Origin of the sequence: Pseudomonas sp. Irchel 3H3 (genome assembly GCF_900187635.1) — a bacterium.
Taxonomy (GTDB): Bacteria; Pseudomonadota; Gammaproteobacteria; order Pseudomonadales; family Pseudomonadaceae; genus Aquipseudomonas.
The window spans coordinates 1-18,930 of the sequence record NZ_FYEC01000019.1; the positions used below are offsets into that span (position 1 = coordinate 1).

General features: G+C 60.8%; 15 protein-coding genes and 1 pseudogene. 5 read left to right on the forward strand and 11 right to left on the reverse strand.

The features are described from left to right. The 3 genes and pseudogenes from CKW24_RS28685 to ttcA form a co-directional block, all read right to left on the reverse strand. Positions 1 to 103: pseudogene (locus tag CKW24_RS28685) on the reverse strand (helix-turn-helix domain-containing protein); the annotation flags it as partial. 282 nt (positions 104 to 385) lie between these two features. Then, complete coding sequence (locus CKW24_RS19230) at positions 386 to 1,057, reverse strand: DNA-3-methyladenine glycosylase I (protein WP_095169743.1); 672 nt, start codon at positions 1,055 to 1,057, stop codon at positions 386 to 388. A gap of 67 nt (positions 1,058 to 1,124) precedes the next feature. Further along, a complete protein-coding gene (ttcA, locus tag CKW24_RS19235; RefSeq protein WP_095169744.1) occupies positions 1,125 to 1,949 on the reverse strand; it encodes a tRNA 2-thiocytidine(32) synthetase TtcA in 825 nt (274 codons plus the stop codon). A gap of 299 nt (positions 1,950 to 2,248) precedes the next feature. Between ttcA and CKW24_RS19240 the strand changes: the two genes are divergently transcribed. After that, complete coding sequence (locus CKW24_RS19240) at positions 2,249 to 2,851, forward strand: Yip1 family protein (protein WP_095169745.1); 603 nt, start codon at positions 2,249 to 2,251, stop codon at positions 2,849 to 2,851. Positions 2,852 to 3,033: 182 nt separating this feature from the next. Further along, positions 3,034 to 3,528 carry a SprT family zinc-dependent metalloprotease gene (locus CKW24_RS19245; RefSeq protein WP_095169746.1) on the forward strand — a complete coding sequence of 165 codons (495 nt, stop codon included), beginning with the start codon at positions 3,034 to 3,036 and terminating at the stop codon, positions 3,526 to 3,528. A 63-nt stretch (positions 3,529 to 3,591) separates the two neighbouring features. On the opposite strand, the gene CKW24_RS19250 is transcribed toward CKW24_RS19245, so the two are convergent. Continuing rightward, positions 3,592 to 4,773, reverse strand: coding sequence for a CaiB/BaiF CoA-transferase family protein (locus CKW24_RS19250; protein WP_095169747.1), 1,182 nt, complete (start codon positions 4,771 to 4,773; stop codon positions 3,592 to 3,594). 176 nt (positions 4,774 to 4,949) lie between these two features. Next, a complete protein-coding gene (locus tag CKW24_RS19255) occupies positions 4,950 to 6,284 on the reverse strand; it encodes a dicarboxylate/amino acid:cation symporter (protein ID WP_095169846.1) in 1,335 nt (444 codons plus the stop codon). A gap of 336 nt (positions 6,285 to 6,620) precedes the next feature. Between CKW24_RS19255 and CKW24_RS19260 the strand changes: the two genes are divergently transcribed. Then, the gene (locus CKW24_RS19260) at positions 6,621 to 7,619 is read left to right on the forward strand and encodes an AraC family transcriptional regulator (RefSeq protein ID WP_095169748.1); all 999 of its coding nucleotides are present in this window, start codon (positions 6,621 to 6,623) and stop codon (positions 7,617 to 7,619) included. A 9-nt stretch (positions 7,620 to 7,628) separates the two neighbouring features. Here CKW24_RS19260 and CKW24_RS19265 read toward each other — a convergent pair whose 3' ends face one another. The 3 genes from CKW24_RS19265 to CKW24_RS19275 all read right to left on the reverse strand — a co-directional run bounded on the left by CKW24_RS19265 (position 7,629) and on the right by CKW24_RS19275 (position 10,364). Continuing rightward, a complete protein-coding gene (locus CKW24_RS19265; protein WP_095169749.1) occupies positions 7,629 to 8,975 on the reverse strand; it encodes an ATP-binding protein in 1,347 nt (448 codons plus the stop codon). Beyond that, positions 8,972 to 9,649 (reverse strand): response regulator, encoded by a 678-nt coding sequence (locus CKW24_RS19270; RefSeq protein WP_095169750.1) that lies wholly within the window; start codon positions 9,647 to 9,649, stop codon positions 8,972 to 8,974. The genes CKW24_RS19265 and CKW24_RS19270 overlap by 4 nt, the downstream gene beginning before the upstream one ends. A gap of 115 nt (positions 9,650 to 9,764) precedes the next feature. Then, positions 9,765 to 10,364, reverse strand: a complete 600-nt coding sequence (locus CKW24_RS19275) for a hypothetical protein (RefSeq protein ID WP_095169751.1) — start codon at positions 10,362 to 10,364, stop codon at positions 9,765 to 9,767. 155 nt (positions 10,365 to 10,519) lie between these two features. Between CKW24_RS19275 and CKW24_RS19280 the strand changes: the two genes are divergently transcribed. Continuing rightward, a complete protein-coding gene (locus tag CKW24_RS19280) occupies positions 10,520 to 11,245 on the forward strand; it encodes a 4'-phosphopantetheinyl transferase (RefSeq protein WP_095169752.1) in 726 nt (241 codons plus the stop codon). A gap of 9 nt (positions 11,246 to 11,254) precedes the next feature. Here the strand turns inward: CKW24_RS19280 and CKW24_RS19285 are convergent, their stop codons facing one another. Beyond that, a complete protein-coding gene (locus CKW24_RS19285) occupies positions 11,255 to 12,871 on the reverse strand; it encodes an ATP-binding protein (RefSeq protein WP_095169753.1) in 1,617 nt (538 codons plus the stop codon). Then, positions 12,868 to 13,593: a response regulator gene (locus CKW24_RS19290; RefSeq protein WP_095169754.1), complete on the reverse strand. Its 726-nt coding sequence runs from the start codon at positions 13,591 to 13,593 to the stop codon at positions 12,868 to 12,870. The genes CKW24_RS19285 and CKW24_RS19290 overlap by 4 nt, the downstream gene beginning before the upstream one ends. Before the next feature lie 731 nt (positions 13,594 to 14,324). Between CKW24_RS19290 and CKW24_RS19295 the strand changes: the two genes are divergently transcribed. Next, positions 14,325 to 17,219 (forward strand): ribonucleoside-diphosphate reductase subunit alpha, encoded by a 2,895-nt coding sequence (locus tag CKW24_RS19295; protein ID WP_095169755.1) that lies wholly within the window; start codon positions 14,325 to 14,327, stop codon positions 17,217 to 17,219. Between the two features lie 263 nt (positions 17,220 to 17,482). On the opposite strand, the gene CKW24_RS19300 is transcribed toward CKW24_RS19295, so the two are convergent. After that, the gene (locus CKW24_RS19300) at positions 17,483 to 18,913 is read right to left on the reverse strand and encodes a DegQ family serine endoprotease (protein WP_095169756.1); all 1,431 of its coding nucleotides are present in this window, start codon (positions 18,911 to 18,913) and stop codon (positions 17,483 to 17,485) included. Positions 18,914 to 18,930 lie beyond the last annotated feature (17 nt).

The following is an 18,930-nucleotide window of genomic DNA, read 5'->3' on the forward strand; positions in this document are numbered from 1 at the left end:
TCTCGTAGTCACTGCACAGCTTGCTGAAGGTGTGTTTGTCCGCCAGATAGGCAGCGATGAACATCACTTTTCGATCCATAGGTTTCAGCTCTCTCCAGGGCATGGTCAGATCCTCGCGAAATCGACCATGCCAGTTAATAACTGTTACCTATGTGCTTGAACTGATTTGTAACCCATGTGGGTGAGTCATACCGGCAAGAGCCTTTTGCTTACTTTTGCGCTTCTCAAAAGTGAGCCGCCGTCAGGCGGAACCATAGGTGGCCGTTACCGCAGAAATGGATATGTACGCGGTCTAATCCAACATCCTGGCCGGCCCACAGGTGAGCGAACTTCATGTGGGAGCCGCCGGGTAGCGCTCCGCTTGCCCGCGATTGGAGCGACTGGCTCAATGATTGACGGTAAAGGCCAGCATCATCGAGATCTGGCACATCGGCCGGCCACTTTCAGCGTGCCACTGGTTGAAGGCGTCCTGCACCGTCGCCAGGTCCCGCAGGCTGGTGGGCACCTTGTCGATGATCTGCTGGGCATTCAACGCCGCGACCACGTCATAGCTGGGCACAAAGGTGTCCTTGCCAACCATGCGCAAAAACCGTGGCGCCGACAAGCCGCCCATCTGATGCCCGTGCTTGGCCAGGTATTTCCACAGGCCGACGATGTCGGTCACCGGCCATTGGGCGATCAACTCGCCGAAGCTGCCTTTGTCCTTGGCTACATCGAGGATGAACTGGGCGTTGCGCGGCACACTCTTGAGCTTGCCCAGGTGGCGGATGATCCGCGCGTCCTGCATCAGGCGCTCCAGATGCTCTGCGCCCATTAACACCACCTTTTGCGGATCGAACTTGAAGAATACCTCCTCGAATGCCGGCCACTTGGCGTCCACCAGGCTGTGCTTGAGGCCTGCGCGGAAGACCCGCAGGGCCATGGTCGACAGGTAGCGATCATCACTGATCTTGCGCAATTGTGCCGGGGTCTTGGGGACTGGCAGATGGGCTTCCAGTTCGGCTGCCGAACCAAAGCGGTTCAGACAGTATTCGTGCAGCCACTTGTAATCGCGCATGCCCTCTCCTTTGCAAACAAATAAAAACGGCGCCCGCGAGCGCCGTCATGCCCAACCAGTGATCCGGTCACAGATTGACCACATTGACGAAACGCGAGGCCGCGCTTTCGTCGATCTTCAGGCTGGTGAAGTCAAACAGGTTACGGTCCGCCAGTTGCGACGGGATCACATTCTGCAGGCTGCGGAAGATGCTATCGCTGCGGCCCGGGGTCTTGCGCTCCCAGTCCTGAAGCATGTCCTTGACCACCTGGCGCTGCAGGTTTTCCTGGGAGCCACAGAGGTTGCATGGAATGATCGGGAACTGCTTGAAGTCGGAGTAGGCCTGGATGTCCTTCTCGTTGCAGTAGGCCAGCGGGCGAATCACCACGTTGCGCCCGTCATCGGCGCGCAGTTTCGGCGGCATGGCCTTGAGCGAACCGTTGAAGAACATATTGAGGAAAAAAGTCTCGACGATGTCATCGCGATGGTGACCCAGGGCCATCTTGGTCGCACCGATTTCGTCGGCAAAGGTATAGAGCGTACCGCGACGCAGGCGCGAGCACAGCGAGCACGTGGTCTTGCCCTCCGGGATCAGCTCCTTGACCACCGAATAGGTGTCCTTTTCGACGATGTGGTACTCCACCCCCAGTTCCTTGAGGTAGGCGGGCAACACATGCTCGGGGAAACCCGGCTGCTTCTGGTCCATGTTCACCGCGACGATCTCGAACTTGATCGGCGCCACCTTCTGCAGGTGCAGCAGCACGTCGAGCATGGTGTAGCTGTCCTTGCCTCCGGACAGGCAGACCATGACCTTGTCGCCATCCTCGATCATGTTGAAGTCGGCAACGGCCTCCCCGGCCTGGCGGCGTAGACGTTTCTGCAGTTTGTTCTGGTTGACCGTAAGAGTGCCCATGGCGCTTGAAATCCGCGAGGTGTGACGAAAGGCCGGCATTTTACGCAAAAACCCGGGGCGGGCGAAGTGCCCTGCGTCTTCTACGGTTATCGACTAACCAGCAGGGCTGCTGTCATGCAGCACAGCGATTAAGCCCGGGGTTTACAGCGCGATTTGCTCTAAAGCCCCTGCTCCTGCGTGTTCCAGTCCTTTCTATACTGCGACATAAGGTCGCACACCTGAAGACCTTTACCGACTTGGCCACTGGCCCGTAGGCGCTCCGTTGGGGGGCGACAGCAATCACGTAGGAGTGACTGACTATGATCCATCACGTCGTGGGGCTTTTCACCCACCCAGATCAAGAATGGAAAGAAATCCGTGGCGACCAAGAGGAAAGCATCAGCCACATGTACCTCACCCACACGCTGATCCTGGCGGCGATTCCGGCAGTTTCCGCGTTTATCGGCACGACCCAGGTGGGCTGGGTCATCGGCAGTCGGGCGCCCGTCATGCTGACCATGGAAAGCGCGCTCTGGATGACCATCATGTCGTACCTGGCGATGCTGGGCGGGGTCGCGGTCATGGGCGCGTTCATTCACTGGATGGCCCGCACCTATGACGCTACGCCGAGCCTGGCGCGCTGTGTCGCCTTTGCCACGTACACCGCCACGCCGTTGTTCATCGGCGGCCTGGCCGCGCTGTATCCACATATGTGGCTGGGCATGATCGTCGGCACCGCGGCTATCTGCTACACGGTCTACCTGTTGTATGTCGGCTTGCCGACCTTCATGAACATTCCAACGGACGAAGGGTTTCTCTTCTCAAGTTCAGTGCTTGCCGTAGGGCTGGTGGTGTTGGTGGCGATCATGGCCTTCACCGTCATTGTCTGGGGCCTGGGCGTCGGCCCGGTCTATACCAACTAAACCAACATTCAACGCAAGCCGCTGGAGCGAGCAAGGGACGCCGCCCATGAAACAAACGAGGATCTGCCAATACCGGCCGCCGCAAGGCGGCCTTTTGCTGGGACCACGACCATTCGGCAGCCAGGCGATTCGCAATGGCCTGGGTTTGCAGCATACTTGTGGCCTCTGGAGATCCGTTAAGCATGCCCGAGCAACTCAATACCCGCGTCGAAGACTGTTTCCAACAAGCCGAATCCTTTTTCAAACGCCCTTTCAAGCGCCCGGTGGTCAGCCTCAAGTTGCGCGGGCAGAAGGCCGGCGTGGCACACCTGCACGAAAACCTGCTGCGCTTCAATCCGCAGTTGTACCGCGAGAACAGTGAAGATTTCCTCAAGCAGACCGTGGCCCACGAAGTCGCGCACCTGATCGCACACCAGTTGTTTGGCGAGCGCATTGCACCCCACGGTGAGGAATGGCAACTGATCATGCGCGGCGTCTATGAACTACCGCCCGATCGTTGCCATACCTACGCTATTAAACGCCGCAGCGTGACCCGCTACATCTACCGCTGCCCGTGCGCCAACAGCGACTTCCCGTTTTCGGCCCAGCGCCATAGCCTGGTACGCCAGGGCCGGCGTTACCTGTGTCGGCGTTGTCGGCAGACATTGGTGTTTACCGGGGAGTCGCGGGTCGAATAGTGGGATAGACAGAGCCTTACCTGGCCCTATCGCGAGCAGGCTCGCTGCGAACCTGCGTCACCTCTAGAGAATGACCTTGGTCCGCCGCAAATCGTCGATCCGTTGCTCGCTGTAACCCAACTCGTGCAACACCTGGTTGGTGTGCGCCCCCAGCGTCGCACCGATATTGCGTGGTTGCGGCAAACCCTCGGAGAACTTCAACGGGCAAGCCATTTGTGCCTGGCTGCTGCCATCGCCGCGCGGTACCTGGGTCACCAGCTCCCGAGCCTTGAGCTGGGGATGGGCCACCGCTTCGGCCACGCTGAGTACCGGCTCGACACAGGCATCGACGTCGGCAAACAGCGCACACAGGTCGCTGAAGTCGCGCTTTTCGAATTCGATCTGCAAGGCCAGCTTCAGGGCCTGTTGCTGTTCGGGTTTAGGCGACAGCCCCTGGGCCGCCAACTCGGGACGACCGAGCGCGGTGCACAATTGCTGCATGAAGTTGGGCTCCAGACTGCCCACCGACATCCAGCGTCCATCCCGGCTGCGGTAGTAGTCGTAGAAGCTGCCACCGTTGAGCATCTGCTCCTCGCACCCCGGCTCCACGCCACACGCCAGGTACCCCGCCCCGGCCATCGCGTTCAGGCTGAATGCACAGTCGGTCATGCTCACATCCAGGTGCTGGCCCTGCCCGCTCTGCTGACGGGCAATCACCGCGGCCAACAGGCCGATCACCCCGTGCAGCGAACCACCGGCGATGTCCGCCGCCTGGAACCCCAGCGGTAACGGCCCGCTGTCGGCACGCCCGGTGTAGCTGGCCAGGCCAGCCAGCGCCAGGTAGTTGAGGTCGTGTCCGGCGCGGTCTTTGTAGGGGCCGGTCTGGCCGTAGCCGGTGATCGACACGTAGATCAGTCGCGGGTTGATCGCCCTCAGCGCCTCATACCCCAGCCCCAGCCGTTCCATTACCCCGGGGCGAAATTGCTCCAGCAAGATGTCGTGGTCCTGCAGCAGTTGCTTGACCACCTCCAGCGCCGCGGGTTGCTTGAGGTCCAACGCCAGGCTGCGCTTGTTGCGGTTGAGGTAGGCGTGGCTGGCCGAGATGCCCTGGTCATGGGGCGGTAGCACCCGCAGCAGGTCCATGCGGGTTGGCGATTCGATGCGCAGCACCTCGGCCCCCATGTCCGCCAGCAACAGCGAGGCGAAGGGCCCCGGCAACAGTGTCGAGAAATCCAGAACCTTGAGTGATGCCAGTGGACCCTGCATAAGCCATCTCCTTGAGCGATACCTGCAGACTAGGCAGCCGTCCGCCTGACGGCAATCACCTTAACCGTCAGGACGGGTGACCTTTGCGCTCAGGGCGCTGCCGCGAGCAGGTTTGGCTCCCGCCCCGCAGACAACAAAAAACCCGCCGTAGCGGGTTTTTCATTGACGTGCGTGAGTTACTTCAAGGAAGTCGGGGCCGGGCCTTCGGCCACACCCAGGTCATCCATTTCACGATCATCGGAGATACCACGACCACCGGACGCCAGCTCGACTTGCAGCTTGTCTTCGTCCAGCTCCTTGACCCACTTGGCCACCACCAGGGTCGCAACAGCGTTACCCACCAGGTTGGTCAGCGCCCGCGCTTCGGACATGAAGCGGTCGATACCGAGGATCAGCGCCAAGCCGGCGACCGGCAGGTGGCCTACAGCCGAGAGGGTTGCAGCCAACACGATGAAGCCGCTACCGGTCACGCCTGCAGCACCTTTGGAAGACAACAACAGCACCAGCAGCAAGGTGATCTGGTGAGTGATGTCCATGTGGGTGTCAGTCGCCTGGGCGATGAACACGGCCGCCATGGTCAGGTAGATCGAAGTACCGTCCAGGTTGAACGAGTAGCCCGTTGGAATCACCAGGCCTACCACCGATTTCTGTGCGCCCAGGCGTTCCATTTTGATCAGCATGCGTGGCAGCGCCGATTCGGACGAGGAAGTACCCAGTACGATCAACAGCTCTTCACGGATGTAGCGGATCAGTTTCAGTACGCTGAAGCCGTGAGCACGGCAGATCGCACCCAGTACCAGCACCACGAACAGCACGCAGGTGATGTAGAAGCAGATCATCAACTGGCCCAGTTGCACCAGCGAACCGACGCCGTAGGCACCGATGGTGAAGGCCATGGCACCCAGTGCACCGATTGGCGCCAGTTTCATGATCATGTTGATGATGTTGAACATCACGTGGGCAAAACGATCGATGAAGTCCAGCACCGGCTTGCCGTAGGCACCCAGGCGGTGCAGGGCGAAACCGAAGATCACCGAGAACATCAGGACCTGCAGGATGTCACCGTTGGCGAAGGCGCCGACAATGGTGTTCGGGATCACGTTGAGAATGAAGCCGACGATGCTCTGGTCCTTGCCGGCCGTGACATAGGCCGCGACTTTGGAGGCGTCGAGGGTGGTCACATCGATGTGCATGCCGGCGCCCGGTTGCACCACGTTGACCACGACCAGGCCGATCAGCAGGGCGATGGTGGAAACGATTTCGAAGTAGAGCAGCGCGTAGCCGCCGGTTTTGCCCACCGACTTCATGTTCTGCATGCCCGCGATACCGCTGACTACGGTGCAGAAGATGATGGGTGCAATGACCATCTTGATCAGTTTGATGAACCCGTCACCCAGTGGCTTGAGCGCCACCCCGGTCTGCGGATAGAAGTGACCGAGCAAGATGCCGATAACGATGGCAACGATTACCTGGAAATACAGGGATTTGTACAGTGGCTGACGAGTCGTCATTGCAAAGTTCCTCAAGAGCACCGCGTTGTCATCATCCATCTGATGCAAACGACGCCTAAAGTGCGAACCCTCCTGCACTGGAGGGATTTGTTGTGGCGAGCTGCGCGCTGGCAGACCTCTTGGCCTTATTGCAGAGCTCGTGCCACCTTTGCCAAATCCCTCACAAGCCGCTTGCCACAAGGGCTGCAGCACTTTCCATGGTGCGGCGTGCAGGAGCCACTTGGCGGATTCCCGCCCAATGCCCGAATCGAGTCCTGCAATTTGGCGGAAATCCGCCTTGTCCCATCGAGGAGGGCTGGCTAAGATCCGCCACTCAATGGCCGGACCCCACTCCCCATGCGCGAACGCACCATCGCCAGTCATTTCGCCCGCGCCGCCACCGGTGGCGCCCGGCGGATGGGCTATGACTATGCAGAGCTGTTGCACCAGCTCGGGATCAGCGCCGAATTGCTCGACGAGCCCCGCGCCCGGATCGCGCCTGAGCAGTTCAGCGCCCTGTTGCAAGGCCTGTGGCTGGCGCTGGATGACGAGTACCTGGGCTTGGCCCGCAGTCCCAGCAAGCGCGGGACTTTCGCCATGATGTGCCACGCTCTGATTCACTGCAGCACGCTGGAGAAAGCCTTGGGGCGCGGCCTGTTGTTTTACAGCCTGTTTGCCGACTCGCCAGGCCTGACCCTGACCCGGGAAGAGCAATGGGTGCGCTTGAGCCTGGATGATTCACAACTGCGCGACCCCGATCACTTTCTCAGCGAAAGCCTGCTGGTGATCTGGCATCGCCTTGGCAGTTGGTTGATCGGCCAGCGCATCGCCCTCGAGCAGGCCAGTTTCAGTTACCCGAAACCCGGACATGGCGCCGAATACGACCTGCTGTTCCCTTGCCCACTCGAGTTCGGTACCCAGCGCACCAGCCTGCTGTTTCACAGTCGCTACCTGGGCATGCCGCTGTTGCAGGACGAACGAACCCTCAAGCACTTTCTGGAACGCTCACCGGCCGACCTGCTGTCGCGCCCGGATGACGGCGACAGCCTGAGCAGTCAGTTGCGCCGCCTGCTCAGCCGTGACAGCAGCCGCTGGCCCGATCTGGAAGCCGTGGCGGCGCACCTGCACATCAGCCCGCAAACCCTGCGTCGGCACTTGCGCGAAGAGGGTTCGAGTTTTCAGGAATTGAAGGATCAGTTGCGCCGCGATATCGCGATCTATCATCTGCGTCGCGCCGACCTGTCGTTGCAACAGATCGCCTGGCAATTGGGCTTTTCCGAACCCTCGGCGTTTCACCGGGCGTTCAAGAAATGGACCGGCCTGACCCCGGGCGCCTATCGCGCCCAGGACAGTTGAAGCGCGGCTTCACGCCAGCGGGAAATGAATCCTGAAGGCCGCCCCGCCCAGGGCCGAATCGCCAAGGGTCAGCTGGGCGCCGTAGCTTTCGATGATGTCCTTGACCACAGCCAGGCCAATGCCCTGCCCCGGATGCTGGCGGTCCAGGCGTTCGCCACGCTGGAGGATCCGCGCCCGTTGATCCTCTGGTACACCCGGCCCGTCGTCTTCAACGCAGACTTCGATGCTGGCACGGGTCTGACGCAGGCTGATCCGCACTTCGCCGAGACATAGGCGGTAGGCGTTTTCCAACAGGTTGCCGAGCATTTCCAGCAAGGCACCCTGCTCGATCGGCACATAGCAGGACTGCGGCAAGTCGAAGCTGGTACGCACCCGTTTGTCGCGATAGACCTTGTCCAGGGTGTCGCACAGGCTCTTGAGTACCGGCTGTAACTGCACCTGGTGCCGCACCAGCCCGCTTTTACGCAGGCTGGCACGCTGCAACTGGTAGCTGATCTGCTGGCTCATGCGCTCGATCTGCGTTTGCAGGACCCACGCCTGCTCGCGCTCTTCGGGACGCTGGGCCATGTCCTCGCTGACGCCTTGCAGGACCGCCAGGGGGGTTTTCAGACTGTGGGCCAGATCGTCCAGCGAGTCGCGGTAGCGGCTGCGTTGCTCGCGCTCGCTGCTCAGCAAGCGGTTCAGCGAGCCGGTCAGGCGCAACAGTTCGCGCGGGTGTTCTTCACTGAGGCTTTCCAGGTCACCGCTTTCAATCTGGTCGAGCTCCTGGCTCAGGCGCCGCAACGCGCGCAGGCCCCAGGTCAGGCCGATCCACAGCAGCGCCAGCAACACCAGCAAGGCTGCGCCAAATCCCAGGTAGAGATTTTCCCGCAGGCCTTCGAGTGTCTGCTGGTACTCGCGCACCGGCTGCAGCGCAACGATACTGAATGCCGCACTTTTGCCGCCCAGCAGTTTGACTTCGACGTCATAGACGAAGAACTCCTGGCCGTCGGCCTCACGAATACGCGCAAACTCATTGCCGCGCCCGTCATAACGCGGCTTGTAATTGATGTGTTCGTCCTGGGTCGCCCGCGAGCGCCAGACCAGTTGCCCTTCGCGGTCGTAGATGTAGCCCAGCAGGCGACTGTCGGCGAGATTGAAGCGCTCGTCCGGCAACTGCGAAGGCATCATCAACTGTTTGTTCTCGATCCGTGCCGCAGAAATCAGCGTGGTGACGTCCGAGGCCAGGCGCTGTTCGATCGAATCTTCCAGGGCCAGGCTGAAGGCGCCCTGCATGGCTGGCAACAGCGCCAGCATGAACAGCACCGCCAAGGTGGTAGCTGCCAGCATCAGGCGCAGGCGAAGGGAGCGAATCACTGGCAGCGCTCGTTGAACAGGTAGCCCAGGCCTCGCACGGTCTCGATCGGCTTGAACCCGGCCGGCGCTTCAAGCTTGCGCCGCAAACGCCCGACCAGCACTTCAATCACGTTCGGATCGCGCTCGTCGTCATCCGGGTAGAGCTGCTCCATCAGGCGGTCCTTGGCGACCACTTGCTGATGATGGCGCATCAGGTACTCGAGGATCCGGTATTCATAGGCGGTCAGGGCCAACGGCTGCTCGTCGAGACTGGCCTGCTTGCGGTTGAGGTCCAGCAACAGCGGGCCGGCGATTATCGTCGACTGGGTAAAACCGCTGGAGCGGCGCAGCAAGGCATTCAGGCGCGCATCCAGCTCTTCGAACTGGAATGGCTTGACCACGTAATCATCGGCACCAGCGGCCAGGCCTTCGACCTTGTCCTGCCAGTTGCCGCGTGCGGTGAGGATCAGGATCGGGAAGGTCTTGCCTTGCGATCGCAACTGGCGAATCAGGTCCAGCCCCCCCATGCCCGGCAGGCCGAGGTCGATCACTGCCAGGTCATGGTTGTATTGACCGGACTGGTACAACGCCTCTTCGGCGTTGGCCACGGACTCGACCACATGGCCATTTTCAGTCAGGCGGGTATGCAGATGATGGCGCAATAGCGCCTCGTCTTCGACGACCAGTAATTTCATAACGCTCTCCCAGGCAAATCAACCACTCCACGGGTGCCATGCACCCAGCTTACCGACATGCCTGCGCCGGATCACCTCTAGGGCCGATCCGGCGCAGGTCCTGCTTGCCCGATGATTAGAAAGCGTAGTTGGCGGACAGGTAGGTCTGGGCGCTGCTGTCCAGGCTCAAGGAGCCCCGCTTGCTGCCTTGGGCACTCATTTCAGTGCTGGCATTGCTGCGCAGGTAACGGTACCCCAATTCCACCGAGGCGTTCTTGGAAACCTGTTGCAGGACACCGCCTTGCACGCCCAGGGCATAACCGATATCGCTGTCGCGGCTGTAGCCCGGCGAATCCTGGGTGAGTTTGGTCAGGCCGGCGCTAGCGCCAGCGAACAGCTTGGTGCTGCTGGTCACGGGCAGGAACAGGTCGTAACTGCCGAGGAGGTTTTCCTGGCGCAGCTTGATGCCGTTGTGGCTGCCGGAAACGTTGTCGTAGGTGGCGTAGTAACGACGGTCATTGTTCTGCTGACCGAGACGCACCCCCCAGGTGGTGTCCTTGCCAATCACACCGTTGGCATTCGGGTGATCGAGGTTGCTGTTAAGCAGGCTGGATTTTTTCACCTTGTCGCTGGTCTGCCCCAGGGTCAGGCTGGCGAAGTTGTCGTCAGCGGCGTGAACCACGGCGCTGGCGCCCAGGACAGTCATGGCCAGAATGAGCTTTTTGAAGTGGGTCATGTTGAGTTTCCTCGTTCGCAATGTGTTTTTGGTTGATGCGCTCAGGTTAACCACCCCCCACTGAACTCCCCCTGAACACACGCTGAACCCTGGCTGAACAAGCTCGACACTCCTCAGCACTACCCAGCCACGCGACTAATCGGCAAAATGCCGCAATGAATCCGCCCCCCTCCCTGCCCGCTTGCTGCACGCCGCTCGACGACCAATGGCCGTTGCCTGATTCGCTGCCTGGCACAGTCCTGCTCAGCACACGCTTCGATCCCTCATTACTGGCGCTCGACGATTTCCGTCGCAGCCAGATCGAGCCGCCACCGAGCATCCAGCGCTCGGTGGCCAAGCGTCAGGCCGAGTTTCTTGCGGGGCGACTGTGTGCACGTGCTGCACTGCAAAAATTGCAGGGGCTGGACTGCAGTCCGGCAATTGGCGAAGACCGGGCGCCGGTCTGGCCACCCGGCATCTGCGGCTCGATTACCCACAGCACTGGGCACGCCGCCGCCATCGTTGCGCAAAACACCGACTGGCGCGGCCTGGGCATGGACCTGGAAAACCTGCTCACCACCGAGCGTGCCGAACGCCTGGCCGGTGAGATCCTCACCCCGGCGGAGCTCAAGCGGATGACGGCCGGCCGGCGCGAACAACTGGCCTTGTGGGTGACCCTGACGTTCTCGGTCAAGGAAAGCCTGTTCAAGGCCCTGTACCCCATCGTCCAGAAACGCTTCTACTTCGAGCATGCCGAAGTGCTGGAATGGACCGACCGCGGGCAGGTGCGCCTGCGCCTGCTGACGGACTTGTCCGGTGAATGGCGCAATGGCACCGAGCTGGATGCGCAGTTCGCGGTAAAAGCGGGGCAATTGTTGAGCCTGGTGAGTATCCGGGCCTGATTAGACAGGTCAGCGCTCGGGCTTTTCCTGGTTGCGCGGCCAGCTCAGGCTGAAACACGCCCCGCCCAGGTTCTTGCTCTGGCTGATCAACGCGCGCCCGCCATGCCAGTGCACGATCCGGCGCACGATGGACAACCCCAGACCGTGGCCCCCCGAGGCTCGGGTGCGGCTGTCATCCAGGCGTAGAAAGGGTGTGAAGATTTTTTCCCAGGCACTTTCCGGCACTCCCGGGCCGTCGTCCTCGACATCCACCCGGCAGCGCTGCTGGCCGACCTGATAGCTGATCGAGACCTGCCCCTGGGCATGGCGCATGGCATTGCCCACCAGGTTCTGCAACGCCCGGTGCAGGTAGCGCGGCTCGGCCTCGACCCAGGCGCCGTCGCAGTCGGCTGCCGACAGGCACAACCCGCGCTGCACCCGGACCTCGGCGCGTAGCGGTGCCAGTTCGCTGATCACCTGATTGACCAGGGCATCGAGGTCGACCCGCTGAAAAACCAGCGCCGGCGAACCCTGCTCCAGCCGTGCATAGGTGAGCATCTCGTCCACCAGGCCATCGAGATCCTGGATGTCGTGGTCCATGCCTTCGAGGTACTTGTCCCGCGCTTGCGCGGTGGACGCCGTACTGATCATCTCCAGGCCAAACCGCAAGCGCGCGACCGGCGTACGCAACTCATGGGACACCGCACGCACCAGTTCGCGCTGGATCGCCAGCAATTGCTGCAAGTGCTCGGCCATGCCGTTGAACGCTGCCGCCAGCCGCCCTACCGAGTCCGCGCCCCGGGTCGGCACGCGGGTTTCCAGGCTGCCCTTGGCGATGCGCGTGGCGGCCGACTCCAGGCCACTGAGGCGCCGCTCCAGTTGGCGTACCAGCAGGTAGACGATCAGGCCGATCAAGCTCAGCCCCAGGGCCGCAATCAACACCAGCCACTGCGGCGGATACGGATTCATCTGGTACAGGGGGCCGATTTCCAGCACCCATGGCGTGCCCACCATCCCGGCAAACACCCGGATCGAATCGCCCTCCTTGCCCAGCGCCATCACGGTGTCGCCCTCGGACACCCGGCGGCTCTGGTCTTCGTCCATGTCCGCCTGGTCCACCGTGACCAGTTGCAGCTCGAAGCCAAAGCCCTTGTCTTTTTTCAAGGCCTCCAGGCGCTTCGGTTGTTCGGCCACCGGGTAGCGCACCAGTTCATCAGCCAACAGATAAATAGTCGCCCGTGCCAGTTGCTCGCTGATCTGCTGCACTTCCCCCGTCAGCACCAACTGCTCCTGCTCGCTGACCAGCCGGTAGACCTTTGCCGCATGAGGCCCGGTCTGTTCCACCAGCGCCTGGCCACGCAATACCCGGGTGCGTTCGCCCAGATCGAGGCCGGTTTGGCTGAAGGTCTGCAAGTTGAGGGGAATACCCAGCAAGCGCTCCCACACCAACAGCGCACGCCGGCGCTCGGTGAGGTTCATCGGCTGCAGGTTGTCGGCCATCAGGGAAAACGTACCGTGGGCCAGGCGCTCGCGGTATTGCTCGCTGCGCACTTCGTTGAGCAGGTGCAAGGCCAGGACCCCGAGGGCGGCCACCAGAATCAGCGCCGCACACATGCCGCCGTAGATGCGCAGGAAGATCGAGTTCACAGCGGCTGGTCTACGCAGGCTTCGGGAACGAACAGGTAGCCCTTGCTGCGGATGGTCTTGATCAGGCGCGGGTGGTCCGGGTCATCGCCGATTTTCGGGCGGATGCGTGAAATGCGCACATCGATGGAGCGATCCTGGCCGTCATAGCCGATACCGCGCAACGCGGTGAAAATTTCCTCGCGGGACAAAATTCGCCCGGCATTGGCCACCAGCAGCCAGAGCAGGTCGAATTCGGCACTGGTCAATTCGATGCCCTGGTCATGCAGCCAGGCTTCGCGCAGGGCGTTGTCGACCACCAGCGGGCCGAACTGCAGGCGCCGCAGCTTTTGCGGCGCGGCCGGTTCGGGCGCCTCGCTGCGCCGCAGCAAGGCCTGGATGCGCGCCAGCAGCAGCCGCGGACGCACCGGCTTGCACACGTAGTCATCGGCGCCCATGTCCAGGCCCTGGATCTGATCCATGTCGTCGGTGCGCGCCGTGAGCATCAGGATCGGCCCATCGTAGTGGTCGCGAACCTTGCGGCAGATGGTCAACCCGTCTTCGCCGGGCAGCATCAGGTCAAGGATCACCAGGTCCGGCTGCTCGGCAATGATTCGCGCCGCCGCCAATGCGCCGTTGCCTTCGATGGTTACCTGCAATCCATTGCTTTCCAGGTACTCACGAGTCAACTCAGCCAGGCGCTGGTCGTCCTCGACAATCAATACCTGCCAGGCTTCTTGCTCCACGGGTGACCTCTGCTTGCCAGAACACTATTAAGGAAGGCTCCACTCATCTTTTTGTCATCTTTGAAGTGGATAAGACTGCTTACACAGCGCCCGATTGTAGCAACGCCCACCCTTGAGAACACAAGCTGGCAAATGCGCTCGGTAACCGGGATTTTTTGTGGTAGGGTTCGCGCCCGCAAAAATCCCCCCAGGCTATTTTTCTGGGTAATAAACAGTGACAAACGGTCGACCCCAGCAGGGTCGCGGCCTACACGACGATTGGCTGTTTCATACACATTTTACGCACAGCTTTATCCACAGGTAGTACGTTGCAATCACCCCCCAAAACGCATTATCTTGTAGCTCGCGCTCAGAAAAACCCTACATATAGGGTTTTGAGGCAAAAACCAAACACAAATCAGACAAGAAACTCAAGTGCTTTTCTTGCATGTTTTTGGTTGAACCAAACTCTTTTTCAGAAGCCCAAACCGCTCCCGCGGATGGCAACTGTTTTTCCGCCCAAAACGGCAAAAACGGTACGGGTGTTGCAGTCGTTTACTGTCACCCCAACGGAATTCGGTTTCCAGCCCCTGGCTTGAAACCAAAGACTTCGGCATGGAAGCGGCGCCCGACGGCCCCTTCCTACTGTCCCGAAGTTGTTATGCCCGGCGCTTGCCGGTTGTAGTGCTTCAGGACGGAACGGTGGGCACCTTCATGGTGCCCAAACAAACATAGAGAATGTGGAGACACCCATGCAAACCGACACAACTCGCGAGAACCCGCAGGGCACCTTGCCGCAGGGCGCAGATTCGAATTCCGATCTGTCCGCCACTGCGCCAGGCCAACTGCGCGTGATCAAGCGTAACGGCACTGTCGTTCCTTACACCGATGACAAGATCACCGTCGCCATCACCAAAGCGTTTCTCGCAGTTGAAGGCGGCACCGCTGCCGCCTCGTCGCGAATCCACGACACCGTTGCGCGCCTGACCGAGCAGGTCACCGCGACCTTCAAGCGTCGCATGCCATCGGGCGGCACCATCCATATCGAAGAAATCCAGGACCAGGTCGAACTGGCCCTGATGCGTGCTGGCGAGCAGAAAGTAGCTCGCGACTACGTGATCTACCGTGACGCCCGCTCCAAGGAGCGCGCAGTCCGCGCCCCGGCCGAAGACGCGGTGCAGGCGCACCCTTCTATCCGCATCACCCGCGCCGATGGCACTTTCGCGCCACTGGACATGGGCCGCCTGAACACCATCGTGACCGAGGCCTGCGAAGGCCTGGAAGAAGTCGACGGCGACCTGATCCAGCGCGAAACCCTGAAAAACCTGTACGACGGCGTGGCCCTGACCGACGTCAACACCGCCCTGGTGATGACCGCGCGGACCCTGGTCGAACGTGAGCCGAACTACTCGTTCGTCACCGCCCGCCTGCTGATGGACACCCTGCGTGCCGAAGGCCTGGGCTTCCTCGGCGTCGCCGAAAGCGCGACCCACCACGAAATGGTCGACCTGTACGCCAAGGCACTTCCGGCCTACATCGCCAAGGGTATCGAATTCGAATTGCTGAACCCGATCCTGGCCACCTTCGACCTGGAAAAACTGGGCAAGGCGATCAACCACGAGCGCGACCAGCAGTTCACCTACCTGGGCCTGCAAACCCTGTACGACCGTTACTTCATCCACAAGGATGGCGTGCGCTTCGAACTGCCGCAGATCTTCTTCATGCGCGTGGCCATGGGCCTGGCGATCGAAGAGAAGCACAAAGAAGACCGTGCGATCGAGTTCTACAACCTGCTGTCGTCCTTCGACTACATGTCGTCGACCCCGACCCTGTTCAACGCCGGCACCCTGCGTCCACAGCTCTCGAGCTGCTACCTGACCACCGTGCCGGATGACCTGTCGGGCATCTACCACGCGATCCACGACAACGCCATGCTGTCGAAATTCGCCGGCGGCCTGGGCAACGACTGGACTCCGGTACGTGCCCTGGGTTCGTACATCAAGGGCACCAACGGCAAGTCCCAAGGCGTGGTTCCGTTCCTCAAGGTAGTCAACGACACCGCCGTAGCCGTCAACCAGGGTGGCAAGCGCAAAGGCGCTGTGTGCGCCTACCTGGAAACCTGGCACATGGACATCGAAGAGTTCATCGAGCTGCGTAAGAACACCGGTGATGACCGTCGTCGTACCCACGACATGAACACCGCCAACTGGATCCCTGACCTGTTCATGAAGCGCGTCTTCGATGACGGACCGTGGACCCTGTTCTCGCCGTCCGAAGTGCCAGACCTGCACGACCTGACCGGCAAGGCCTTCGAAGAGCGCTACGAGTACTACGAAGCCCTGTCCCAGTACCCGGGCAAGATCAAGCTGTTCAAGACCATCCAGGCCAAAGACCTGTGGCGCAAAATGCTCTCCATGCTGTTTGAAACCGGCCACCCATGGCTGACCTTCAAAGACCCGTGCAACCTGCGTAGCCCGCAGCAGCACGTGGGCGTGGTCCATAGCTCGAACCTGTGCACCGAGATCACCTTGAACACCAACAAGGACGAGATCGCCGTTTGCAACCTGGGCTCGATCAACCTGCCGAACCACATCGTCAACGGCAAGCTGGACACCGCCAAGCTGGAACGCACCGTGAACACCGCCGTACGCATGCTCGATAACGTTATCGACATCAACTACTACTCGGTGCCACAAGCGCAGAACTCCAACTTCAAGCACCGTCCGGTCGGCCTGGGCATCATGGGTTTCCAGGACGCCTTGTACCTGCAGCACATCCCTTACGGCTCCGACGCTGCCGTCGAATTTGCCGACAAGTCGATGGAAGCGGTCAGCTACTACGCGATCCAGGCCTCCTGCGACCTGGCCGACGAGCGTGGCGCCTACGAGACGTTCCAGGGTTCGCTGTGGTCCAAAGGCATCCTGCCACTGGACTCGCAACAGATCCTGATCGAAGCCCGTGGCCAGAAGTACATCGACGTTGACCTGAACGAATCCCTGGACTGGGCACCGGTACGTGCCCGTGTACAGAAAGGCATTCGTAACTCCAACATCATGGCCATCGCACCGACCGCGACCATCGCCAACATCACTGGCGTATCGCAGTCGATCGAACCGACCTACCAGAACCTCTATGTGAAATCGAACCTGTCGGGCGAATTCACCGTGATCAACCCGTACCTGGTTCGCGACCTCAAGGCTCGTGGCCTGTGGGACTCGGTCATGATCAACGACCTGAAGTACTACGACGGTTCGGTGCAACAGATCGAACGCATCCCGCAAGAACTCAAAGAGCTCTACGCGACTGCCTTCGAAGTGGACACCAAGTGGATCGTTGACGCGGCCAGCCGTCGTCAGAAGTGGATCGACCAGGCCCAATCGCTGAACCTGTACATCGCTGGCGCATCGGGCAAGAAGCTCGACGTGACCTACCGCATGGCCTGGTACCGTGGTCTGAAAACCACTTACTACCTCCGTGCCCTGGCCGCGACCAGCACCGAGAAGTCGACCATCAACACCGGCAAGCTGAACGCTGTTTCCAGCGGCGGCAACCACGGTGACGACTCGGTCCTGGCAGCTCCAGCAGGTCCTGCACCAGTGCCGAAGGCTTGCGCCATCGACGAGCCGGATTGCGAAGCTTGCCAATAAGCTAAGCCCGTAGGCGCCACCCGGCGCTTACCCAAAACCCCCGCCAGGTCCTCCGGACTTGCCGGGGGTTTTCTTTTGCCTGCCCATCCGTAGGAGCAAGGCTTGCCCGCGAACAGCCCCTGCGGACGCTGGCTGCCAGCGAATATCGTATTGTTGCTGAGTGCATCGCGGGCAATGGTCGACTCGTTGCTGGTTGAAGGTACATTCTCCAGACCAAAAAAACCGCCTCAATCGAGGCGGTTTTTTTGTTGCGAGTAACCGGGTTATTCAGCCAGCTTGAAGGTAATGAAGCTGGCGCGCCCCTGGCGCAGGACCCGCATCGACACCGAACGATTCTTCGGCAGTGCCTTGGCGATCTCCGTGAACTCCTTGGCCGATACGATCGCCTGATTGTTCAGGTGCGTGATCACATCGCCTGGCTGCAGGCCGATCAATGAAGCAGGACCGTCCTGGACCTCCTTGATCACCACGCCGCCCTTGAGGTCGAACGCCTTCTTCTGCTCGTCGCTGAGCTCAATCACAGCCACGCCCAGACGATTACTGCTGCGCTCGACACCGTTTTTGGCCAGTGCATCGAGCTCCTTGCCTTCTTCCGGAATCGCGCCAACCGTCAACTCGACGTTTTTGCGCTTGCCGTCGCGAATCACTTCAAGGTTTGCCTTGGCGCCGGCCTTGAGTGCGCCCACCAGGTGCGGCAGGTCTGCCGACATGACGATCGGCTGATCGTTCATGCTCAAGATCACATCACCCACCTGCAAACCACCCTTGGCTGCCGGACCGTCGTCCTGGATCTGAGCCACCAGCGCGCCGGCCGGCTTGTCCAGGCCGAAGGACTCGGCAAGATCCTTGTTCACTTCCTGGATCACCACACCCAACCAGCCACGACTGACTTTGCCACCGCTTTTGAGCTGGTTGGAGACATCCATTGCCACATCGATCGGGATGGCGAACGAGACGCCCATGAAACCACCGGAACGGGTGTAGATCTGGGAGTTGATCCCCACCACTTCACCCGCCAGGTTGAACAGCGGGCCACCGGAGTTGCCCGGGTTGATCGGCACGTCGGTCTGGATGAACGGTACGTAGTTCTCGTTCGGCAGGCTACGGCCGATCGCGCTGACGATGCCTTGGGTCACAGTATGGTCAAAGCCGAACGGCGAACCGATGGCGACTACCCATTGCCCGGCCTTGAGGTCCTGGGATTTACCCAGTTTCAGCACCGGTAGGTCCTTGCCTTCGATTTTCAGCAGCGCCACGTCGGAACGCGGGTCGGTGCCGATCAACTTGGCCTTGAGTTCACTGCGATCAGCCAGGCGCACGAGAATTTCGTCGGCATCGGCGATCACATGGTTATTGGTCAGGATGTAGCCGTCCGGGGAAATGATGAAGCCCGAACCCAGGGATTGCGCTTCACGCTGGCGGCCACCGCCAGGGGAACGCTGCTGTGGCGGCATACCGCGCTCGAAGAACTCGCGCAGCATCGGTGGCAAGCCTTCCAGGTCAGGCATCTGCTGGTTAGACACTTTGCGGTCGGGCAATTTTTGCGTGGTACTGATGTTCACCACGGCTGGCGAGGCTTGCTCGACCAGTTGGGTGAAGTCCGGCAGTTCGGCTGCCTGGGCGGCAACTGTCTGACCCAGCACCAAGACGGTGGCAAAAATAGTCAGGTAGGATTTTAAACGTGGTATCGACATACGGCTCCCGTTACGAC

Bases quoted from the DNA above. Each gene is read 5' to 3' on its own strand.
- ttcA (WP_095169744.1), bottom strand. From the start codon at position 1,949: ATGGGCACTCTTACGGTCAACCAGAACAAACTGCAGAAACGTCTACGC.
- CKW24_RS19300 (WP_095169756.1), bottom strand. From the start codon at position 18,913: ATGTCGATACCACGTTTAAAATCCTACCTGACTATTTTTGCCACCGTC.
- CKW24_RS19260 (WP_095169748.1), top strand. From the start codon at position 6,621: ATGCGCGAACGCACCATCGCCAGTCATTTCGCCCGCGCCGCCACCGGT.
- CKW24_RS19270 (WP_095169750.1), bottom strand. From the start codon at position 9,649: ATGAAATTACTGGTCGTCGAAGACGAGGCGCTATTGCGCCATCATCTG.
- CKW24_RS19275 (WP_095169751.1), bottom strand. From the start codon at position 10,364: ATGACCCACTTCAAAAAGCTCATTCTGGCCATGACTGTCCTGGGCGCC.
- CKW24_RS19240 (WP_095169745.1), top strand. From the start codon at position 2,249: ATGATCCATCACGTCGTGGGGCTTTTCACCCACCCAGATCAAGAATGG.
- CKW24_RS19250 (WP_095169747.1), bottom strand. From the start codon at position 4,773: ATGCAGGGTCCACTGGCATCACTCAAGGTTCTGGATTTCTCGACACTG.
- CKW24_RS19230 (WP_095169743.1), bottom strand. From the start codon at position 1,057: ATGCGCGATTACAAGTGGCTGCACGAATACTGTCTGAACCGCTTTGGT.
- CKW24_RS19255 (WP_095169846.1), bottom strand. From the start codon at position 6,284: ATGACGACTCGTCAGCCACTGTACAAATCCCTGTATTTCCAGGTAATC.
- CKW24_RS19245 (WP_095169746.1), top strand. From the start codon at position 3,034: ATGCCCGAGCAACTCAATACCCGCGTCGAAGACTGTTTCCAACAAGCC.
- CKW24_RS19280 (WP_095169752.1), top strand. From the start codon at position 10,520: ATGAATCCGCCCCCCTCCCTGCCCGCTTGCTGCACGCCGCTCGACGAC.
- CKW24_RS19295 (WP_095169755.1), top strand. From the start codon at position 14,325: ATGCAAACCGACACAACTCGCGAGAACCCGCAGGGCACCTTGCCGCAG.